Here is a 19463-nt window from a genome sequence, read left to right on the forward strand (position 1 = left end):
GGCTAGTTATAATGAAAATGTAGGTTGTCTTCGCTAACCATACTCTTTAATTGTTGCAAGTTGTCATCGTTAGGGTAGACGCGCCAATGCTCGGAGAGTCCTACATTGGCAATGCCATATTCTTCATAAATGCTTAAACCAAGCGGCAGGCAATTATCATTAATAGAGGCATCGGTATTGCTAAGGGCATTATTGGCATAGCTTTGACTAGCACTATTTTGATGTAGCGCATCTTGATGCATATCATTTTCTAGTGCCAATAAATCATTGCCATCTTCATCATATAGGCTGCCACCCATCGATGGGTCATAAGCGCTGTTACCACTGCCACCATTATTACCTTGCTCGTCCTGCTCATCGTTATAAGACAAGCGTGGCGCTGGTATGATGTCAGCTTGAGCGGATTTAAGCAGTGGCTGCATACGTGTCAGCAGATTAATATCACTGCCGTGGACTTTGATGCTGATTTTTTTCAGCCAACGCAGGCGCGCATCGACCATACTCATGGCATTATCAAGACGGGCAAACAGGCGTCCGTCACGCTCACGAATACTGCCTTTAATAACCACCACTTCATCAATTTTTAGCTGCTCTTTTACGCGGTTAAAGCGCTCAGCATAACAGCTTACCTCTAACCGTGACGTCCCATCGTCTAAGGTAATGACATTACGAGTGCCAAAATTGGCAATATCAATGATCAAACCGGCAAAATAGCAGCTACCGTTATAACCAGTATCTGTCAGCTTATCGAGACGTGCGCCTGAAGTATAACGTTTTAGCTCCTCACGATATTCATCGATAGGATGTCCGGTTAAATATAGACCTAGAGTATTCTTCTCTGCTTTGAGGCGGTGTTTATCACCCCAAATCAGCTCTGGCGTCATAACGAGTGGCGGCGCAGCAACGACACCGTCCATTTCACCAAATAAATCCATCATACCAATTTCACGGTTTTGACGGTCTTGTTCAGCAGCTTGTACGGCACTTGGCAACTGACTCATCAGCGCACCACGAATCTCGTATGCTTCGTCGCTTGGCAAGTCTGGACGTAAGGTCGCCGCAAAGTCATCAAAGCAGCCAGCACTGACCAATGCCTCAAGGGTACGTTTATTGACCTTTTTAATATCAACACGGCGGCAAAAGTCGTATAAATCTTTAAACGGGCCTTCACGGCGACGCGCATCAACGATAGATTCGACGGCACCTTCACCCACACCTTTAATAGCACCCAAACCATAAATAATATTAGTAGGTGTATCGGCAACAAAATGCCATTCACTGCGGTTTACCGAAGGATTAACGACGGTTAAATCAAAGTTTTCACGGCAGTCATTGATAAAGAACACCACGTTATCAGTGTTGTTCATATCGGACGTTAGGACGGCTGCCATAAATTCGGCAGGGTAGTATTGTTTGAGATAAGCCGTTTGATAAGCAAGCACGCCATAAGCGGCAGAATGCGAGCGGTTAAAACCATAACCGGCAAATTTTTCCATCAAATCAAAAACACCGCCTGACGTTGCTTCATCAATCCCTTGCGCCGTCGCACCGGTGATAAAGATATCGCGCTGCTTAGCCATTTCTTCAGGTTTCTTTTTACCCATAGCTCGGCGTAGCATATCCGCGCCGCCCAAGCTATAACCTGCCATAACCTGCGAGATTTGCATGACCTGTTCTTGATAGACAATAACGCCGTTGGTATTTTCTAAAATAGGCTCAAGGTTTGGATGGTCATAAATGACTTCCTCACGACCATGCTTACGGTCGATATACATCTCTACCATACCTGCATCGAGCGGGCCTGGACGGTATAGCGCACACATGGCGATAACGTCTTCGATATTGGTCGGTTGTAATTTTGCTAAGTACTTTTTCATGCCCATACTTTCTAACTGAAAGACGGCAGTGGTCTTGGCATCTTGCAAGAGCTTGTAGGCTTTTTTATCATCTAATGGTAGGTCTTCTAATACCAACGCATCTTTGCCTTCTTTTGCACGACGCAGGTTGATATTTCTGACAGCAGCATCAATCACGGTCAAGTTACGCAGACCCAAAAAGTCAAATTTTACTAACCCAACTGCTTCAACATCATCTTTATCAAATTGGCTGACACGGTGACCTTCATCATCACAATAAATAGCACTAAAATCAGTGATTCTGTGCGGCGCAATCAATACGCCACCGGCATGTTTACCCACGTTTCGGCAAATGCCTTCAAGCTTAATTGCCATCTCCCACACTTCAGTGGCATCTTCATAATCCATGTTGTCAGGATTGGAGATCAAGTCTTTGAGCTGTGGTTCTTGCTCAAGCGCTTGACTGAGGGTGATACCCGGTGTTTTGGGAATAAGTTTCGACATTTTGCTGGCAAGGAAGTAGGATTTACTTTGCGCGCGCGCGACATCACGCACCACTGCTTTTGCTGCCATCGTACCAAAGGTGATAATCTGCGAGACCGCTTCACGACCATAGGTTTGCGCGACATAATCAATAACGCGGTCGCGACCTTCAATACAGAAGTCAATATCGAAATCGGGCATGGACACACGCTCGGGATTCAAAAATCGCTCAAATAATAAGTCGTAATGAATAGGGTCGAGGTCGGTGATATTGAGCGCATAAGCGACGAGAGAACCAGCACCAGAACCACGACCTGGACCGACTGGTACGCCATTGGCTTTTGCCCAGCGAATAAAGTCCATTACGATTAAGAAATAACCGGGGAAACCCATCGAGAGGATAACTTTTAGCTCATACTCTAAACGCTCATCGTACTTTTGGCGAAAGTCGCTCCAGTTGTCAGTACGTGCTTCAATCGGGAATAGCTTGTCTAAGCGATTTTCAAGCCCACGTTGCGATTCTAAGCGAAAGAAAGATTCAATTGTTTCGCCTTCAGGTACGGGGAATTCAGGCAGGACGTTAATGCCGAGTGTCAAGGTCACATTACAGCGGGTCGCTAAGCGCAAAGTATTGTCAATTACTTGCGGAATATCGGCAAATAGCTGTGCCATCTGTGCTTGGGTTTTAAGATATTGCTCGTCCGAATAGAGTCGTGGACGATTGAGGTCAGCAAGTACATACGAGCCTGCGATACAGACGCGCGCCTCATGAGCGTCAAAATCGTCTTGCTCTAAGAAACGCACATCGTTATGGGCAATGATAGGAATGTGATGTTTGGCACCTGAATGAATAGCCGCTTTAATAAAAGCATCTTCACCTGAGCGATTAGTGCGCTTAATCGCAAAATATAAGCGATCATCGAACTGCGCTTGCCATTCTGTCAGCAGCTCGTCGGCTTTTTCTGGCATGGAACCGACCAGTGCTTGTCCGACATCGGATTTTTCAGTAAATAAAACAATGACACCGGCTGCGTGCTCTAAAACATGGCGACGCTCAACAACGGGCACACCATGATTGGCAGCATCGGCGCGCCCTTCAGTAAAGCCAAGCGATACGATGCGGGTGATATTTTGATAGCCTTCATTGTCCATCGCCAACAATACCAACCGCGTCTCTTCATTATCCATAATGATTTCACTGCCGATAATTGGCTTGATGCCCGCACCTAAGCAGGCGCGATAAAACTTCACCGTGGCATACAGGTTGGATAAATCGGTCAACGCCAACGCGCTTTGATTGTCTGCGGCGGCCGCTTTGATAAGCGGCTTTATACGCACGATAGAATCGGTAATTGAATATTCGCTGTGGATGCCAAGGTGTACAAATGCCATAGAGGACTCTTACGGATGCGATCAAAAGGGTGTGGTGCTAAGAGAGAAGATCAGAAGACATTGCACATTGCAAACTCATTTACGAAGCTTTAGCATTATTGATGCGGTGACAAGCGATTCATCGCTTGGTTTGGGTCTTCTAATCTTAACGGATAATAATAGCATTCTTTGCCCATAACAGCCACTGATTCAGCGCCCAACAGCGAGGTGACAGACATTGAGAGTAGGTCTGCGTAGCAATAAACTATTGTGCTCAAAACTATTATGCTTAAAGATATGTCGGTAGTTTTTTCTTAATGGATAAGCTTTTCATAAGTTGTTTATGTAAAGCGGGCAAGTTGATAAGGTTTTGGGTCGATAGCGTGCGCTTCATCAAAATAGTATGCCGCGATCATTTGTGCGCTAACAACCGCTTGCGTCAGCCCTAAATGCTGATGGCCAAAATTTAAAAACACGCGCTCAATATTATCGATAACCGGTAAGGAGTCTGAGGTCGATGGTCGAAAGCCCATCCATGGCGCACTATCAACCAAATTCAATGGCGTTTTTAACATGGGCTGCGCGTGTTGTAAGAGGATGTGTGCCCGTTGCATATTAGCAGGGGCTTCAAGTCCCGCATATTCCACTGTGCCCGCCAAGCGTAGACCTTCTTGCATCGGTGTCATCACAAAGCGCCGATCTAGACTGGTTACAGGCATCTGTAAACGTGCGCTTTCGTGCGGTAGCATTAAGTGATAACCACGTTCGGTGTCTAAAGGAACATTGACGCCTGTTAGCTGTTTGGCCAATATTTTAGAATGAGCCCCGGCCGACAACATCACCTTGGAAGCTACGATATCACCTTGGTTGGTCGTTAAACGGATGCCTTCAACGTCAGTCTTCGCTTCAAGGACACGGCAATGTTCAATAATGTGACCGCCTAATTGTCTCAATGTGATGCTAAGCTGGTTGATGACGGCTGTTAAGTTGGTAATATGGCCTGTATTTGGGAACAATAACGCCGCTACCTGGTTATCTTGTAAGGCGGGTTCATGCTCTAATAAGCTCTCTTTCTTCAATAACTCATTAGCTACGCCGACATCATTAAGACGTCTGCCATGTGTCTTCAGAGAGTCTAAGCTACTGACTTTTTCGACTGTTAATAATGCACCTTTCACTTTTATCCAATCTTCTAACTGCCACTGCTGGGCGAAGTCTAACCATGCTTGTAGGCAATTATCATTTAAGCTTAATAGGGCTTGATGGATACGGGAAAATGGTTCAGGGCGCATATTCATTAGTAACTGAATGGCCCAAGGCGTCAAGCGTGGCAGATAGCGCCAATCTATGCGCAGTGGACCTGTTGGATTCAATAACATAGCTGGAATATGACGGAGCATACTGGCATCGGCAATCGGGAATACATGCTCTGGCGCGATATGTCCTGCATTACCAAATGACGCACCTTGTCCAACTTCATTTGCCTCTAGTAGAGCGACCTTTACACCTCGTGCTTGTAATGTCACTGCAGTTGCCAGACCAATAATACCGCCACCGATAATATGTAAATCGAGGTTTGGGGTGTTCATAAACGTTCTCTGTAAAAATTCTAAAAGTGCTCATGCACTGATTAAGGAGGAAGGAGTAACTGGTGTTATAACGGTCATCTAGCTAAAACCAATAACCTTAGGGCGTGCCTTCATTTTAAAAATGGGGATAAAAATGACGACACGCCCAGTTCAATGGATTAAGAAAATGAACGCTATTTACATAACTGAGATAGACAGCTGTTAATCAAATATCGTTGAAGGGCGGCTATAGCGATCACAGTGCTTTTAGCCAGCAGTTCAAATAATTTACGGGAATATCGCCCACTCAGTTTCACCAGATACATTTACTGTAAAATCAAATCAATAGCCGACCACTGCCGCATCGACAATACGTGGGTCTGAAGAACCATAGACACCATTTGGCGTCATCATAATCGACTGTGTTGAACCCATAGCTGACTGCGGACTGATCTTATGTCCCATTGATTCCAGTTTTTTAATCGTATCGACATTCAGTGCTTTTTCGATACGAATCTCATCGGGTAGCCATTGGTCATGAATACGAGGCGCGTGTGTGGCTTCAGCGATATTCATATCATGGTCGATGACGTTGGATATCACTTGCGTGACGGTTGTGATGATGCGGCTACCACCTGGGCTGCCCGTGACGATATAAGGCTTGCTGTCTTTAAATACGATGGTTGGACTCATCGAAGACAACGGCCGCTTATTCGCTTCAACCGCATTTGCATCGCCGCCGATTAAACCATAGCCATTAGGTACGCCAGGCTTGGCAGAAAAATCATCCATCTCATTATTGAGCAGGATACCCGTACCTTCAGCGACAAGCCCAGTACCATAAGAGAAGTTCAGTGTATAAGTATTGGCGACCGCGTTGCCGTCTTTATCAACAATAGAGAAGTGCGTGGTTTGATCGCTCTCGTACGGTAGAGGGTTATTGGCTTTGATAGTCGCCGCTGGGGTGGCTTTATCTGGATTGATTAACGCGCGCAGTTTATCGGCATAAGCTTGTGAGGTTAACCCGCTGGCAGGAACATCGATAAAATCAGAATCACCCAAATACTCAGAACGATCGGCATAAGCAAGCTGCATAGCCTCAGCCATCAAATGAATGGTTTGCGCGCTATTTTGACCATAGTCTTTTAGCGGATAACCTTCCAAAATATTTAAAATCTGCACAATATGAATACCGCCAGAAGACGGTGGTGGCATTGAGACAATCTCATAACCACGATAATCACCTTTAACGGGCACGCGAGCGATGGCTTCATAATTTGCCAAGTCCTGCAAACTCATACTACCACCAGCATCATTGACCGCTTTAACCAATTTACGTGCCGTTTCCCCTTTATAAAATCCATCAGCCCCTTTGGCTGCAATCAGTTTTAGCGAATGGGCAAGCTCAGGCTGTTTTAAGCGCTCACCCGGTTGATAAGCGCTGCCATCAGCTTTAAAAAATATCTTTTTGGTGCTAGGCCATTTTTGCATGCGCTCGCTTAACGCTTCTAGTGATTCAGATAGTCCAGGTGTTACCACGATACCTTTCTCTGCCAGTGCAATCGCTGGCGCCATCACTTGCCCGCGGCTCATTGTGCCATGATCTTCTAATGCTTTGAGTAAGCCTGCAACTGTACCCGGCACACCAACGGCTAAGCCATGATATTGAGATAAGTCGCTGACAGCGTTGCCATCCTTATCAAGATACATATCGCGTGAGGCGCTACTGGGGGCTTTTTCACGATAATCGAGCGCCACGGTTTTACCTTGTTTGGCATCATAAACCATCATAAAACCACCGCCGCCGATATTGCCAGCTCGTGGCAATGTGACCGCTAGAGCAAAACCAACCGCTACAGCGGCGTCAACAGCATTACCGCCATCTTTTAAAATCTTTAGTCCGATATCAGAAGCCATTGCTTCTTGGCTTGCGACCATACCGTTCTTTGCCCAAACAGGGTGGTGGATAGCATCCTCAGAATAGATGGCCTGATCAGTTTTAGCTTGGGTGGTCTTAGTTTGATTACTCTTAGGCGTGAGCGTGTTGGTTTTCGCTCTTGTTACGCGCTGCGTCTCAGACAATATGGTAGGGTTTTCTGCCATAATTGCTAGATTGATTGCACTGGTATTAATTGATTCTTGGTTTATTGACATCGGATTGATAGTGTTTTTCGTATTGCTGATCGGCTCAGCAGCATGAGCGGATAATGAGACTAAAAACGTACTACTGATTAATAAAATAGCCGCTTTAATCTTTGCTCTAGCTTGAAGGTTGCTATGAGGAGCGTCCATTTTATTTCTTAATGCTGAGTGTTGCATCGTAAATTCCTTTTTACGTAGATAAGAAGATAAAGTCTTATTGTGATTGCTATTTATGAAATACACAAATAGCTTAAACTAAAAATCATTCAAATATTCATAATTGTATTACAATGAAATTTTGTTGTGAATCTTACTTTAGCAAAATATCTGGAGGTAGTTATGAATAAACTATTAGCAGCAGGTATAGGCTTAGCTTTTGCGGTTGGAACAATGCACGTCCAAGCTGCGTCGACGATTGAAGAATTTATGTCTACTAATAATGGGCCAGGTTCTTTTAATTGTGCTTATAAACTTAAAATTGCCAGTAAAAAATGCTTAGTAACAACTTCAACTATTAACTCTTCAAAGGATTATAGGGCTAAAGAAATCTTTGGTTCTCATGAGTCTTTACCGCTCCTTACTATCAAATGGCCAGATGGTGACAGTAGCCGTTATGTAGATATAGGTGGCGATGAAGTGTATGAGCTCATCAATTTAGCAGACCGTAAAAGCTATAATTATAAAACGATTAAAAATGCTCGCCAAAATATAGATTTTTCAAAAGGTTTGGTCATTATCAATGAGGATGGTAAAGAACATATCCGTTTATGGTAAATGTCTTTAATGCTTATTTAATATGCAGCGCTATCTTATCGGATAGCGCTTTTTTGTTTTCTCGAATATAAGAGTAATTATAAAAATTTCATTAAAATATTTCTGTATCTTTCCTAAAATGTAACCTTTTATGTTATAAATAACAGAATAATGACTAAAGTTATCATTGTCTGTTTTTATCAAATAAAGGGATTTTTATGGGGCAGCTTACTTCTCAAAAACGCACCTTAGCGCATGACTCTCAAGCGTCAGTTGTAAAATCATCGATTACCTATAAAAATCGTCCTATAAAGCTCGTTATTTATGCGTTTACCGCCGTTAGCACCACGACGATGCTGATGGGCTGTCAAACAACGGCAGATTTGTCATCACAGTCCAATTTATCCACGACAGGCATAGATTTTAGTGTTGCTGACACTCAGCAAAACCAAACTCAGGGTAAAGTGTTCAACACCAAATTGGATAAGAATGCTGAACATTATCAGCGTTTATTTGACCAAACTAAAAACCCAAATCCAGAAGTGCAAGCCAAGGCGCGTCTACTGAGCGCTATTCGTCAGCATTTAGCGACGGAGCACGTGTCAGTATCGCAGGCTAATTATCATTCAATTCCCTATATTAAAGCCGACAGTATTGACGCCGGCTCGAGCAGTTTTTTTAGAACACTGCTCGAGCTTTATCTTTATAACAGTACCGCTGATGAAGATATTAATGATAATGAAAATCTAGAAGCAGCAGCTGAGGCGGCGGTCGAAGAAGACATTGACAGCGATAATGAAGAAAATGATATTGAGGATAGCGATAAGGTTTATAGCGGCGATTCTGCCGCTGAAGCGGTGGCTGCCGCCGTCGCTGCGCGCACTGTCGAAGAAAAGCGTCGTTACGATGAGTATGGCTATGATCAAAATGGCTATGATGAGGAAGGTTATGATCAAAACGGCTACGACGAATATGGGTATGATAGTGAAGGTTATGATGAATATGGCCACGATAAGTATGGTTACGATACAGAGGGTTACGACGAGAATGGCTACAATGAATACGGCAATCAGAGAGATGACAGCGCGTACGAAAGTGACGCTGGTGGTTTGTTATCTAATTTAAGTCGTATCAAATCAAAAGATTGGCTACGTAACTATGAAGATATGCAAGCCAGCAAAACGGCAAATGACCCTGAAGATGAAAATGCCGTTCGTGCTTATCCGGGGTTAATGACCAATCTTATCAATATGTTTATCCGTACCCCTGAACAAGTTCAAGCAATGAATGCCTACCATTATCAATACCTGACCCTCAATAGCGTCAGTCATTATAAGCCCAAACAAAAGCAACTACAGAGTGTGTACAGCTACGACTATGTAGCGCCGACCATCCATTCATCGATTCAGCTACCGCTTGCTCTTGATTTTGACAAAGGTGCAGCGACAATCGATCCGTCGGCGTTGATGCCCATCTTGGCACTAGGCAATCCTGAGCATACGCCGTTGCCCGCGCAAATGACCGCTCATACGGTGAATTTTGGCTTACCTGAAGCGGTTACTTCTATTGCTCAAATACCGTCAGGTGTCATTTATGATGCGGTCATTGACGCAGTACAAAACAGTATGGCAGAGCTAGAGCCAGAGTATTTCAGTGCTGTGGATATACGTGATGATGAGTTTGCCAAGGAGGTAGGCGCTGATAGGGCGGTTAAAGTCTATTTTGGCAGTCGTCAAAGCGGTGAGATGATAGGTAAAATATTTAAAAACATCTCACGCTCGCTGCAAAAGCATATTGACCAAAATCCACAAGACTATCCTGATGATAATGTATTGAAAGCTGCGATTGCTAAGATTGAGTTGTATAACAAAGGCTATCAAAGTGCAGATGTTGGCGGATTGCTGCAGCTGATAGAAGCGGTGAGTCCTATCTCTTTTAATCATATCAATTACTATTATTTAGATGGCTCAGACCATTTATTGGCAAAACAGCAACGAACCAATATCGGCAGTGATTTTTTTGGTTCACAAAACACGGTCTTGAATCAGACGCGCTATGATAGTGCCAGCTTTAACAAACATCCGTTAGCACCATTATTGGCACAATCTTTTGGCGCAAAGGCACCGGTCGCTATCGATGGCAACGCGTGGCTTGCAAAAAAACGTCAGCAAAAAGAGAAGTTAGAGAAGGCACGTTATGCGCGCTATGACTATGTAGAAGCAACTGAAGTAGAAGCAGCAGAGGTAGAAGCGACTGATGCAAGTGCTAATTATGCTGATGAGGATGTCACAAACTCAGCAGAGTAGGCAGCCTCGTTTGATGATAGGCGCTGATATGCTGATATATTTTCAGTATCAATCATCGTTGCACAATGCTTAGCAGAATATAACGTCTAGCAAAATATAACGTCTTTCAAGGATAGAGAAAATGAAAAAATTAAATGTGGCCTTATCCATTAATAAACCAAAGCAGATAAATACCTTGTGCTCTAAATCAATGATGACGGTAAGCTCTTTGGTTTCTATGACATTGGTCGCCAGTACATTACTGATAACGGCTTGCCAGTCTACCAACTTATCTACCAATCTTGGCCAATCAAAAAATTTGCAAGCAGATAATGCGCCAAGCGTTGCAAAAAACGCATTAGCCAGCGCATTACAGCAGCAACGCCGGCAGTCTTCTGCTTATCATAGTAATATTGAGGTTATTAATGAGCATCAATTTACAGCTATCGATAGCACACAACGGGTGGCATCAGACGATGTTGATAGCTATTGCGAAGATAACCACGACCAAGCTTATGCGGCTTTATTAACAAAAGCAGAAGCACAAAAAAAAGAAATTATGTTGATTGATTACGCGCCCCAGCGTGAGGCACTTAAGCAATCGTACCTAGCCTGCTCAGCAGCTTATGAAGCATGGGCGGAGGTTCACTATGATAGTACTGCTTATAGCGTTGAGGAAGCAGCGGAGGACGTGGTAGACGCGGCGGCAGAGGTCGCGATGCCAGCATCATCTGATATAGATTCTGCTAGCGCCGCCAGTGTTGCTAGCATCTCACCTTATTACCAAAAGCTATTTAATGAATATGACAGCAGAAAATCTACACTAGATATCAAAAAATCGCAATTACTGGATGCTTATCTGCTAAAGCCCTTGTCTATAAATGCGCAGGGTGTTTATCAGCCGCTGGCAGGTAAGTTTACCATGCTGGGTAGTGCGCAGTATTTGGCGCGTAACCATCATAGTAGTATCAATCAACCTATTTATATCGATTTTAAAACCGCTAGCGTCTATCTGTGGGCGGACAATTTTGCTTTGCTGACATCAAAGCTTGCTGATGATAAGTTGGGCACCAAATGGCAAAATAAATGGTTAAAAATAGCCCTTGATGATGGTACGTTACCGAAAGATTTTGGTCGTGCGATGATAAAAAGTCATATTCAAGCAGAAGACAGCGTCTATGCCAAAGCTGATGTGAGTCAATTCGATTTTATTAATCCAAGTATTCTAACGGCACTAGAACCTAAATTACCTGAAAAGCAGCTAGCAGCTATGCTCAATAGTGCAAAAATCATTCGCCGTGTCCAAAGTAGTGCTAGTGATGAACAGGCATATAAAGACTATATGGGCACCTTCTATAAACTCATCACTCAGCAATACCCTGAGCTGATAACACACAGTGCTTCTGATACGCAAGATGACATTTATGCTGCGGATAGTAAAATCACCAGTAAATCGATGGTCAAACAAGTTTTAGTAAAAATGAAAGATTTTGCTGATGATAAAATGCTGAGAACACAAGAAGCGGATTTACTAGAAACAAGCTCACCGGCCTTTACTGCAAATCTGCCCGTGCAAAAACTATACGGCTTTGATAAAGGAGGTCAGTTGCAATGGCAGCACAGTCGCCACTATCTACCGAACGATGCCAGTGGTGAATCAAGTGATGAGTTAAGTGTAGAAACCATAGAAAAGGGCAGTCTCATTGTTGATGCCCTTACTCAATATATGCCTATTCGTGCTCAAGATAAGGCTTTTCCCAACCTACCGAATGACAGTCAGATACCAAACGCTAATAACAGCATTGATCTAAAAGAATATAGCGCTGAGCTTGGCGAATATTACCGTCAAGGTAATGGCACAGCAATGGGCAAAACGCTATTTAATATGCTACCGATGTATAAAAAGCGTTTCGGCTTGGTAGAATAACAGAAGGGAGCTAAACTCTAGGTTTATAATCAATTTAAATGAGTTAAGCACGGCAAATAAATGCTTGTTAAACATTTATAAAAACAACAAAAAAGCGCATCGGCTAACCGATGCGCTTTTTTATAATCTACTTTCTTAAATACTCATATTCTTCTTAAAACATTCATATTGTTATCTAAGAGTAGCAGTCAATTACATGCCTTGCTGATACTTGCCATGCATCTGACGGTTTTTTGAACCATGATGACCTTTTGCCTTTCTTTCTGATTTTAATTGCGCCATTTTTTGACGCTGTTCAGGAGTCAGTACTTGCGCGATGGCATGCTCAGTTTGCACGCGCTCAATAAAGCGCTGCTTGGTCTTTGCCGCTTGTTGATCGGCTAGGCGGTTGACGGCTGCCGTGTCTAAAGTTTTGGCATTGGTCAACGTCTGCATTTGTTGCTGCATTTGCACGCGCTCTGCTTGATATTTGCTACGATCGTTTTTGTTGCCAGTATATTTTTCTTGCATAATGGCTTTGATTTGCGCCTGCTGCGTCGCTGTCAAATCCAGCTGTGCCATAGAGCCTCTCATGCCACCTTTATGCATACCACTTTCGTGCATGCCGTCTTTCATTCCAGCTTTATGCTGCTTTTGCATGCTGGTCGTTGTTGGCGTTGCTGACGTAGTATCGGTGGTGGCGTTGACACTGGTACAGCCCGTAACCGTTAACACGCTAGATATCGCGAGTACTGAGCCTATCAATAATTTTTTCATCATTATTACCTTAATAGTTACCTTAAATTATGGAGCAAACGTTACTTATGTTACAAAATTTATGTTACAAACTGCACTTATTACGAAAAGCAGTTTTTTGTCTGAGAAGTAACGATTGGCAAGTGTCCCGGATAGCCACTATGAATCATTACTTGCCGTCAGTGTTTGTTGCTGATAGCGGTTATCATACGACAGCTAGAAGTTGCGAACATTTATGAAATATTAAGAAAGGTAACGTTTGTGGCGCATTGATGGGTGCTTGCCTGATAATATGCGCCATACTATGGCATGCTTGGAATCATTTGACTGAGCGGCAAGAAAGTAGAGAGGAGAGGAGGATGACGATGGCAAATATTTTATTGGGTGACGATGATGAAGAGTTGACCCAACTGTTGCAAGAATATTTGCATAATCATGGTATTCGCTGTGACTGTGTCCACGATGGTGAAGCGGTCATCGAACGCTTAAAAGTAGCGATGCATGACAGTGTGCCTTATGATTTATTGGTGCTCGATATTATGATGCCAAAGATAGATGGGCTTAGTGTCCTGCGTCAGCTGCCAGCGATTAGCGATATTCCTGTCATTATGTTGACCGCAAAAGGCGAGGAGATTGATCGCATTATTGGGCTGGAGCTTGGCGCAGATGATTATATTACCAAGCCTTGTAACCCGCGTGAGCTGTTGGCACGTATTAACGCGGTGATTAAACGCAGCCGTATTACCGCCTTGGGTGCAGCCTCGTCAGAGCATATGCCATTGCCAGAGAGTCGCCTGCATTTGGACCAAAATCAGCGTATCTGTCAAATAGATGGCGTTGAGCTACAAGTGACTGGTACGGAGTTCGATTTATTGTTGGCGCTCCTCAAACAAAAAGGCGAGGTGGTAAGTAAAGCATGGCTGTCACAAAATGTCTTACAGCGTGAACTGCAGCCGTTCGATCGCAGCCTTGATGTGCATGTATCTCGCCTGCGTAAAAAACTCCAACCTTTTCATGATGAGTCTATCAAGGCGATTCGTGGTAAAGGTTATCAGCTGGTGCTGTAATGACGGACTCATCGATGCCTACTTCTACATTTAAGCCAAGAATGACACTATTTTGGCGGCTATTTCTCAGTCTATTATTGACTGTACTCATCACCTCTATCATCTCTGTTGTGGTAGAACGTTGGCTCAATGGCAAAGAGCTCAGCGCTCGGATGGACGTGCAAATTGACAGTCTGTTACTCAAGCGTCAAGAAGTGGTTGCGGCGCTACAAGCGGGTGATTTATTGGCAGTCAGACAGCTATACCGGCAAGACCGACGGTTGATGAGTCAAATTAGAATTTACGATGAGCAGGGCGCTATTATTTTTCCGCGTTATCGTTATAGAGAAGAGCGTCAAACAAACGGTCAGGAAGTGGAGCGTGACTTGCCATCACAGGCTATGTCTGACAATCGTAGAGCGCCTAATAATAAAAATGACAGCGCCTATGAAAAGCCTTCTTTCATTAATGAAATTCTGCATCCAGCGATGCCGAATAGAGAAGTGATTTTTGACCCTAATAATCGCCCAGAACTGGCAGATTTAACCGTAGATTTGCCGGACGGCCAAACGGCCATTATACAATTGCGCCCGCATTTACGTTTTGCCGACATTTTAGAGCTACAACGCGGTAATTTCACGGTGCGTTTGCTGCTGATTATCCTCTTTAGTACTTTGGTCTGCTTTTGGCTCAGTCGTACGCTGACTCGGCGCATCGGTCAGGTGCAAGATACCGTGCACCGTATGATCGATGGCGACTATCAACCCAATACCCATTTATCAGAGATGGGCTCTGACGAGCTAGGACTATTAGCAAAAGATGTTGCTCAATTATCGACGCGCTTGGCGGATAGTGAGCTTGCACGCAAGCAGATGTTAAGTGATATCTCTCATGAGCTACGCTCGCCATTGGCACGTCTTGATGTTGCTACTGAGCTGACGCGTGACTTTGCGCCCAATGCCAGCCGCTACCTCGACCGTATCGATAAAGAATCGGCACGTATGAATGAGCTGATTGAGCAAATTATTCATATTCAGTCGCTACAAATGCAGCAATATACCATCGATAATTTAGAAAATGATGCCGTAAATATTGTTGAACTCATCACTGAAATTGGCAAAGATGTCTGTTTTGAGTTTCAACATAAAAATGTGCGCTGGCAGTGGACGCCGCCCGATGTTTTATTATCGTCATCATCTGGTGCGTCTTTGACTGTGATTGGCAATCAAGAACAGTTGCATAGCGCCCTTGAAAATATTATTCGTAATGCTTTTATGCACACATCCTCAGGCTCAAGCGTCATTGCTGAAGTCACAAAAAAACGGTTCGATAATGGAAAAGATGCCCTTGCAATCGCCATCACAGATGAGGGTGGCGGGGTAGCAGAAAAAGACTTAGAGCGTATTTTTCAGCCGTTTGTACGCCTTGATAGTGCGCGTCACAGGGAAACAGGCGGCTATGGATTGGGCTTGGCAATCGTTCACGCAGTAGTGATGGCACATAAAGGTCAAATTAGTGTTCATAATCGTCAAGATAGTATTCAAGGTTTAGTGGTACAGATAGTGCTGCCTATTCAATAACGCTAATTAGCAATAAGAAATCAATAATAAAAACGCTCCTACTTAAATATATTCACTATTTAACATATATCTGATGAACGGTAGTAAATCTCCGATGAGCAGTATTGTTACTCTCTGTATATTCATTAATAATAATATACAGAGAGTAATAATGATTTTACAAAACAAGGCGTACTATTATTTAAGTGTTGTTACTGGTAACATTCCCTGAAGTATGGCTTTTATCCTATGAATTTATACCCCGTTTTATTTTGTCATATCAGCTCTCTAAAAATGGATTTTACTTTTGATTTCTCAAATCACATAAGTCTGTAAGGGAGTATACATCATGAACCGGAATTATAAAGTCATATGGAATGCGTCTTTAAACTGCTTTATGGCAGTTTCTGAGTACGCTAAAGCGCGTGGTAAATCGTCAAAATCTAGCGTGAGCTCAAACGCTACTATCAATACCACATCCACTCTTTCATCTACCCGTATTTTTCGTATAACCACTATCTGGTTGGGGTTAGTGACGGCTGGATTTAGTATGCAGGCGATTGCTGTACCTTGCGACGCTAGTACAGAGATAAAATGCGGAATTAATGCTACAACAGGAGGTCTTCATGGCATTGCTATAGGTAAAAATGCCACAGTTTTAGGTAGTCAAGGCATATCCATTGGTGGCGGTTCAAGTGGTCAGAACACCACTGCTAATGGAGAGCAGTCTATCGCCATTGGTGCTAACACAGTATCAAAAGGGGCATCCTCTATCGCCATTGGTGGCGATGATCTAGATACAGCCTCAAAAACCAATATTGACGGCACACTATCTACTGGAGCATTCAATAGTGGCGGTGTAAACGCAGCCTTCAATGACTATGCTGGTCGAGACTTACTAAACACCAGTGACAATTATGGAGGATACACTGAAGCAGGTGGAGCAGCCTCCATAGCAATGGGTGCTAAATCCCGGTCTGCTGGTAACCTAGCAACAGCGATTGGCATACATTCAAGTGCAGCCGGTACTGCCTCATCAGTGTTTGGTGTGGGCTCATCCGCAGCAGCAAAAGGTTCACTCGCATTAGGTGCTGGTGCTCAGTCCATCATAGATGATGGTGTGGCTCTAGGTTCAAGATCAGTGGCTAACGTTGCAGGTGGTGCACTAGGTTTCGCTCCAACAAGTGCCAGTGTCATAGACAAAGCTGCTATCACAGCGACTAACAGCACAAGCCTTGGTGCTGTCTCTCTTGGCAATGCTAAAGATGGCAATCGTCAGATCGTCAATCTAGCCGCTGGTACTACAGACAGTGATGCGGTGAATGTGGCTCAGCTAAGAGGCTTATCTAACACAGTCGTCGCTAATAAAACCAAGTACTATAGTGTGAATTCAAGTGCGGTTGGTAATGCTGATAACTTGGGTGCAACCAAACCAAACGCCATGGCTATGGGTGGCAATGCATCAGCGACTGGTGGACAAGCAATAGCAATTGGTAGCGGAGAGAGTGGTCAGAACACCACAGCAAGTGGAGAGCAATCTATCGCCATTGGTGCAAACGTTGAATCAAGCGGCCACTCTTCCATCGCCATCGGTGGTGATGATTTAGATGATGCCTCAAAAACTGCTGGAGTAAATGATACGTTTAAGTATTATACAGGTGGTGATCTTATAGAAAATTCAGCTACTCCATATACTGGACATACTGAATCAGTTGGTGCAGCATCTGTCGCCATTGGTGTCAAAGCACAGTCCGAAGGAGACCTCTCTACAGCTGTGGGTGTGCGTTCAAGCTCATCAGGTGATGCATCTTCTGCCTTTGGTATGGGCTCTTCAGCAAGTAAAAAGGGCTCAGTGGCACTAGGTGCAGGCTCAACTACAATCACCGATGCAACCAAAGAAGAGAAAATGACCGTTGGTGGCGTAGAGTACGATATCGCTGGAGCGGCGCAGGGAGTTGGTGCTCAAGTATCTGTTGGCTCGGAAAGACATGAGCGTCAGATAAAGCATGTTAGTGGTGGTGCGGTTAATGAGAGCAGCACTGATGCGATTAACGGTAGTCAGTTATATGCGACAAACATAGCAGTAGATAAAAACAGTGCTGATATTGCTTTAGGTCTTGATTTTACTGGTGACAATAGCATGACGACTGTTAATCGTAAACTTGGTCAGAAGCTTACCATTCAAGGCGGCGAAACTGACTTAGATAATCTCGCTTCTGGTAACAACATTGGCGTAGTGGGTAATGATACAAACAGTACTTTAACAATCAAACTTGCTAAAGACTTAACTAGTCTTGATAGTGCAACCTTTGGCGATGTTATTATTTCAAATAAAGGTATTAACAACGGTTTCAATAGAATTACAAACGTAGCGGCAGGTATTGATTTTACTGACGCTGCTACTGTTGGACAGTTAGAGGCTACAACTTTTGCATTAGGTAAAGGCTGGGGAATTAGTGCCCAAGGTGCTAATGCTACCAAAGTAGTAGGCGGCGATAGCGTTGATCTAAATAACACTGATGGCAATATTGTTCTCTCTAAAACTACTGATAGTAATGATGTTAGTTTTGACCTGAATCCTAATCTTAGTGTAGATAGTATAAAAGCAGGCGCTAACACCTTCAATGACAATGGTTTAACGATTGTAGGTGGACCTAGTGTCACCGTAGCTGGTATTAATGCTAATAACACTAAGATTACCAATCTTATGGATGGAGATATTACAAAAGATAGTAAAGATGCTATTAATGGTGGTCAGCTTTATGTAATAGCTAATGATCTTAGTGGTAGTATCGCAACCAACACTACCAACATCACCAAAAACGCGGCTGATATCGTAACGAATACTGCGAATATCAGTACCAATACCACCAATATCAAAGCTAACAAAGACAAAATCGATGCTGGTCTCAACTTTGGAGCCGATAGCGGTGCCGTCATTAATAAACCAATCGGTGATGGCAGCGTACTCAGCTTCAAAGGCGGTAACAACATTAAGACCACCGCTGAAGGCAGTAGCATCAAGTTTGACTTAAATGGCAACATCAATGTCGATAGCGTGACGACTGGTGATACAACCGTCAGCACAAACGGAGTCGTCATTGTAGGTGGTCCTAGTATCACTAAAACCGGTATATATGCAGGTAATGGTGAAACTGCCCCTAGTATGACTGCTGCCGGTATCAATGCAGCTGGCACTAAGGTGACGAATGTTGCGGATGGCATGGCACCTAGAGATGCTGTGAACTTCGGGCAATTAGACGCTGTTAGCAGAGGTTTAGGTAACAGCATTAATGAGCTTGGCTACAAAATTGGCGAAGTCGAAGATGACGCCAATGCGGGTATCTCAGCGGCTATGGCCATGTCTTCATTGCCACAAGCTTACATCATCGGTAAACCAATGATAGGCGGAGGTATCGCGACATTCAATGGTGAGAGTGCCGTCGCTATTGGTTTCTCTAAAATGTCTAATGATGGACGCTGGGTGATGAAGTTAAATGGCACAGCGGACACCCAAGGGAACGTAGGTGCTGCAATCGGTGCAGGATTCCACTTTGACTAATTAGCTATGTAGTTAATTTAAACCAAGCTAAATAGTCATTGACTCATCAAAGGAAAACAAAAAAAGCAAGGCATTAGATGCCTTGCTTTTTTATGGATAGAAATTACCTAATGAAATATAGAGTATTGAATTAAGTAAATAAAAACTAAAATTTTTAAGGCAAAATTTATGATATA

Annotated in this window: 11 protein-coding genes; 6 read left to right on the top strand and 5 right to left on the bottom strand. The window is 43.7% G+C overall.

Features of this window, described 5'->3' with window-relative positions; genetic code table 11:
* Positions 1-2 precede the first annotated feature (2 nt).
* The 4 genes from dnaE to ggt form a co-directional block, all read right to left on the bottom strand.
* Positions 3-3731: a DNA polymerase III subunit alpha gene (dnaE, locus tag JMX13_RS04170; protein ID WP_201609891.1), complete on the bottom strand. Its 3729-nt coding sequence runs from the start codon at positions 3729-3731 to the stop codon at positions 3-5.
* Positions 3732-3826: 95 nt separating this feature from the next.
* Entirely contained in the window at positions 3827-3988 is a 162-nt protein-coding gene (locus JMX13_RS04175; protein ID WP_201609893.1) for a hypothetical protein, read from the bottom strand.
* A gap of 63 nt (positions 3989-4051) precedes the next feature.
* Positions 4052-5299, bottom strand: a complete 1248-nt coding sequence (locus JMX13_RS04180) for an NAD(P)/FAD-dependent oxidoreductase (RefSeq protein WP_201609895.1) — start codon at positions 5297-5299, stop codon at positions 4052-4054.
* A gap of 321 nt (positions 5300-5620) precedes the next feature.
* Positions 5621-7570: a gamma-glutamyltransferase gene (gene ggt / locus JMX13_RS04185; RefSeq protein ID WP_201610040.1), complete on the bottom strand. Its 1950-nt coding sequence runs from the start codon at positions 7568-7570 to the stop codon at positions 5621-5623.
* 189 nt (positions 7571-7759) lie between these two features.
* Here ggt and JMX13_RS04190 point away from each other — a divergent pair, with 189 nt between their 5' ends.
* The 3 genes from JMX13_RS04190 to JMX13_RS04200 all read left to right on the top strand — a co-directional run bounded on the left by JMX13_RS04190 (position 7760) and on the right by JMX13_RS04200 (position 12385).
* Positions 7760-8194 (top strand): hypothetical protein, encoded by a 435-nt coding sequence (locus JMX13_RS04190; protein WP_201609897.1) that lies wholly within the window; start codon positions 7760-7762, stop codon positions 8192-8194.
* 197 nt (positions 8195-8391) lie between these two features.
* Positions 8392-10479 (top strand): hypothetical protein, encoded by a 2088-nt coding sequence (locus JMX13_RS04195; protein ID WP_201609899.1) that lies wholly within the window; start codon positions 8392-8394, stop codon positions 10477-10479.
* Between the two features lie 121 nt (positions 10480-10600).
* Complete coding sequence (locus JMX13_RS04200) at positions 10601-12385, top strand: hypothetical protein (RefSeq protein ID WP_201609901.1); 1785 nt, start codon at positions 10601-10603, stop codon at positions 12383-12385.
* Between the two features lie 192 nt (positions 12386-12577).
* Here JMX13_RS04200 and JMX13_RS04205 read toward each other — a convergent pair whose 3' ends face one another.
* The gene (locus JMX13_RS04205) at positions 12578-13141 is read right to left on the bottom strand and encodes a Spy/CpxP family protein refolding chaperone (RefSeq protein ID WP_201609903.1); all 564 of its coding nucleotides are present in this window, start codon (positions 13139-13141) and stop codon (positions 12578-12580) included.
* Between the two features lie 344 nt (positions 13142-13485).
* Here JMX13_RS04205 and JMX13_RS04210 point away from each other — a divergent pair, with 344 nt between their 5' ends.
* The 3 genes from JMX13_RS04210 to JMX13_RS04220 all read left to right on the top strand — a co-directional run bounded on the left by JMX13_RS04210 (position 13486) and on the right by JMX13_RS04220 (position 19287).
* The gene (locus JMX13_RS04210; RefSeq protein ID WP_201609905.1) at positions 13486-14187 is read left to right on the top strand and encodes a response regulator transcription factor; all 702 of its coding nucleotides are present in this window, start codon (positions 13486-13488) and stop codon (positions 14185-14187) included.
* A gap of 14 nt (positions 14188-14201) precedes the next feature.
* Positions 14202-15746 carry a sensor histidine kinase gene (locus JMX13_RS04215; RefSeq protein WP_227686212.1) on the top strand — a complete coding sequence of 515 codons (1545 nt, stop codon included), beginning with the start codon at positions 14202-14204 and terminating at the stop codon, positions 15744-15746.
* 328 nt (positions 15747-16074) lie between these two features.
* A complete protein-coding gene (locus JMX13_RS04220; protein ID WP_201609916.1) occupies positions 16075-19287 on the top strand; it encodes a YadA-like family protein in 3213 nt (1070 codons plus the stop codon).
* Positions 19288-19463: the final 176 nt, after the last annotated feature.

The organism is Psychrobacter immobilis (assembly GCF_904846285.1).
Lineage (GTDB): Bacteria > Pseudomonadota > Gammaproteobacteria > Pseudomonadales > Moraxellaceae > Psychrobacter > Psychrobacter immobilis_D.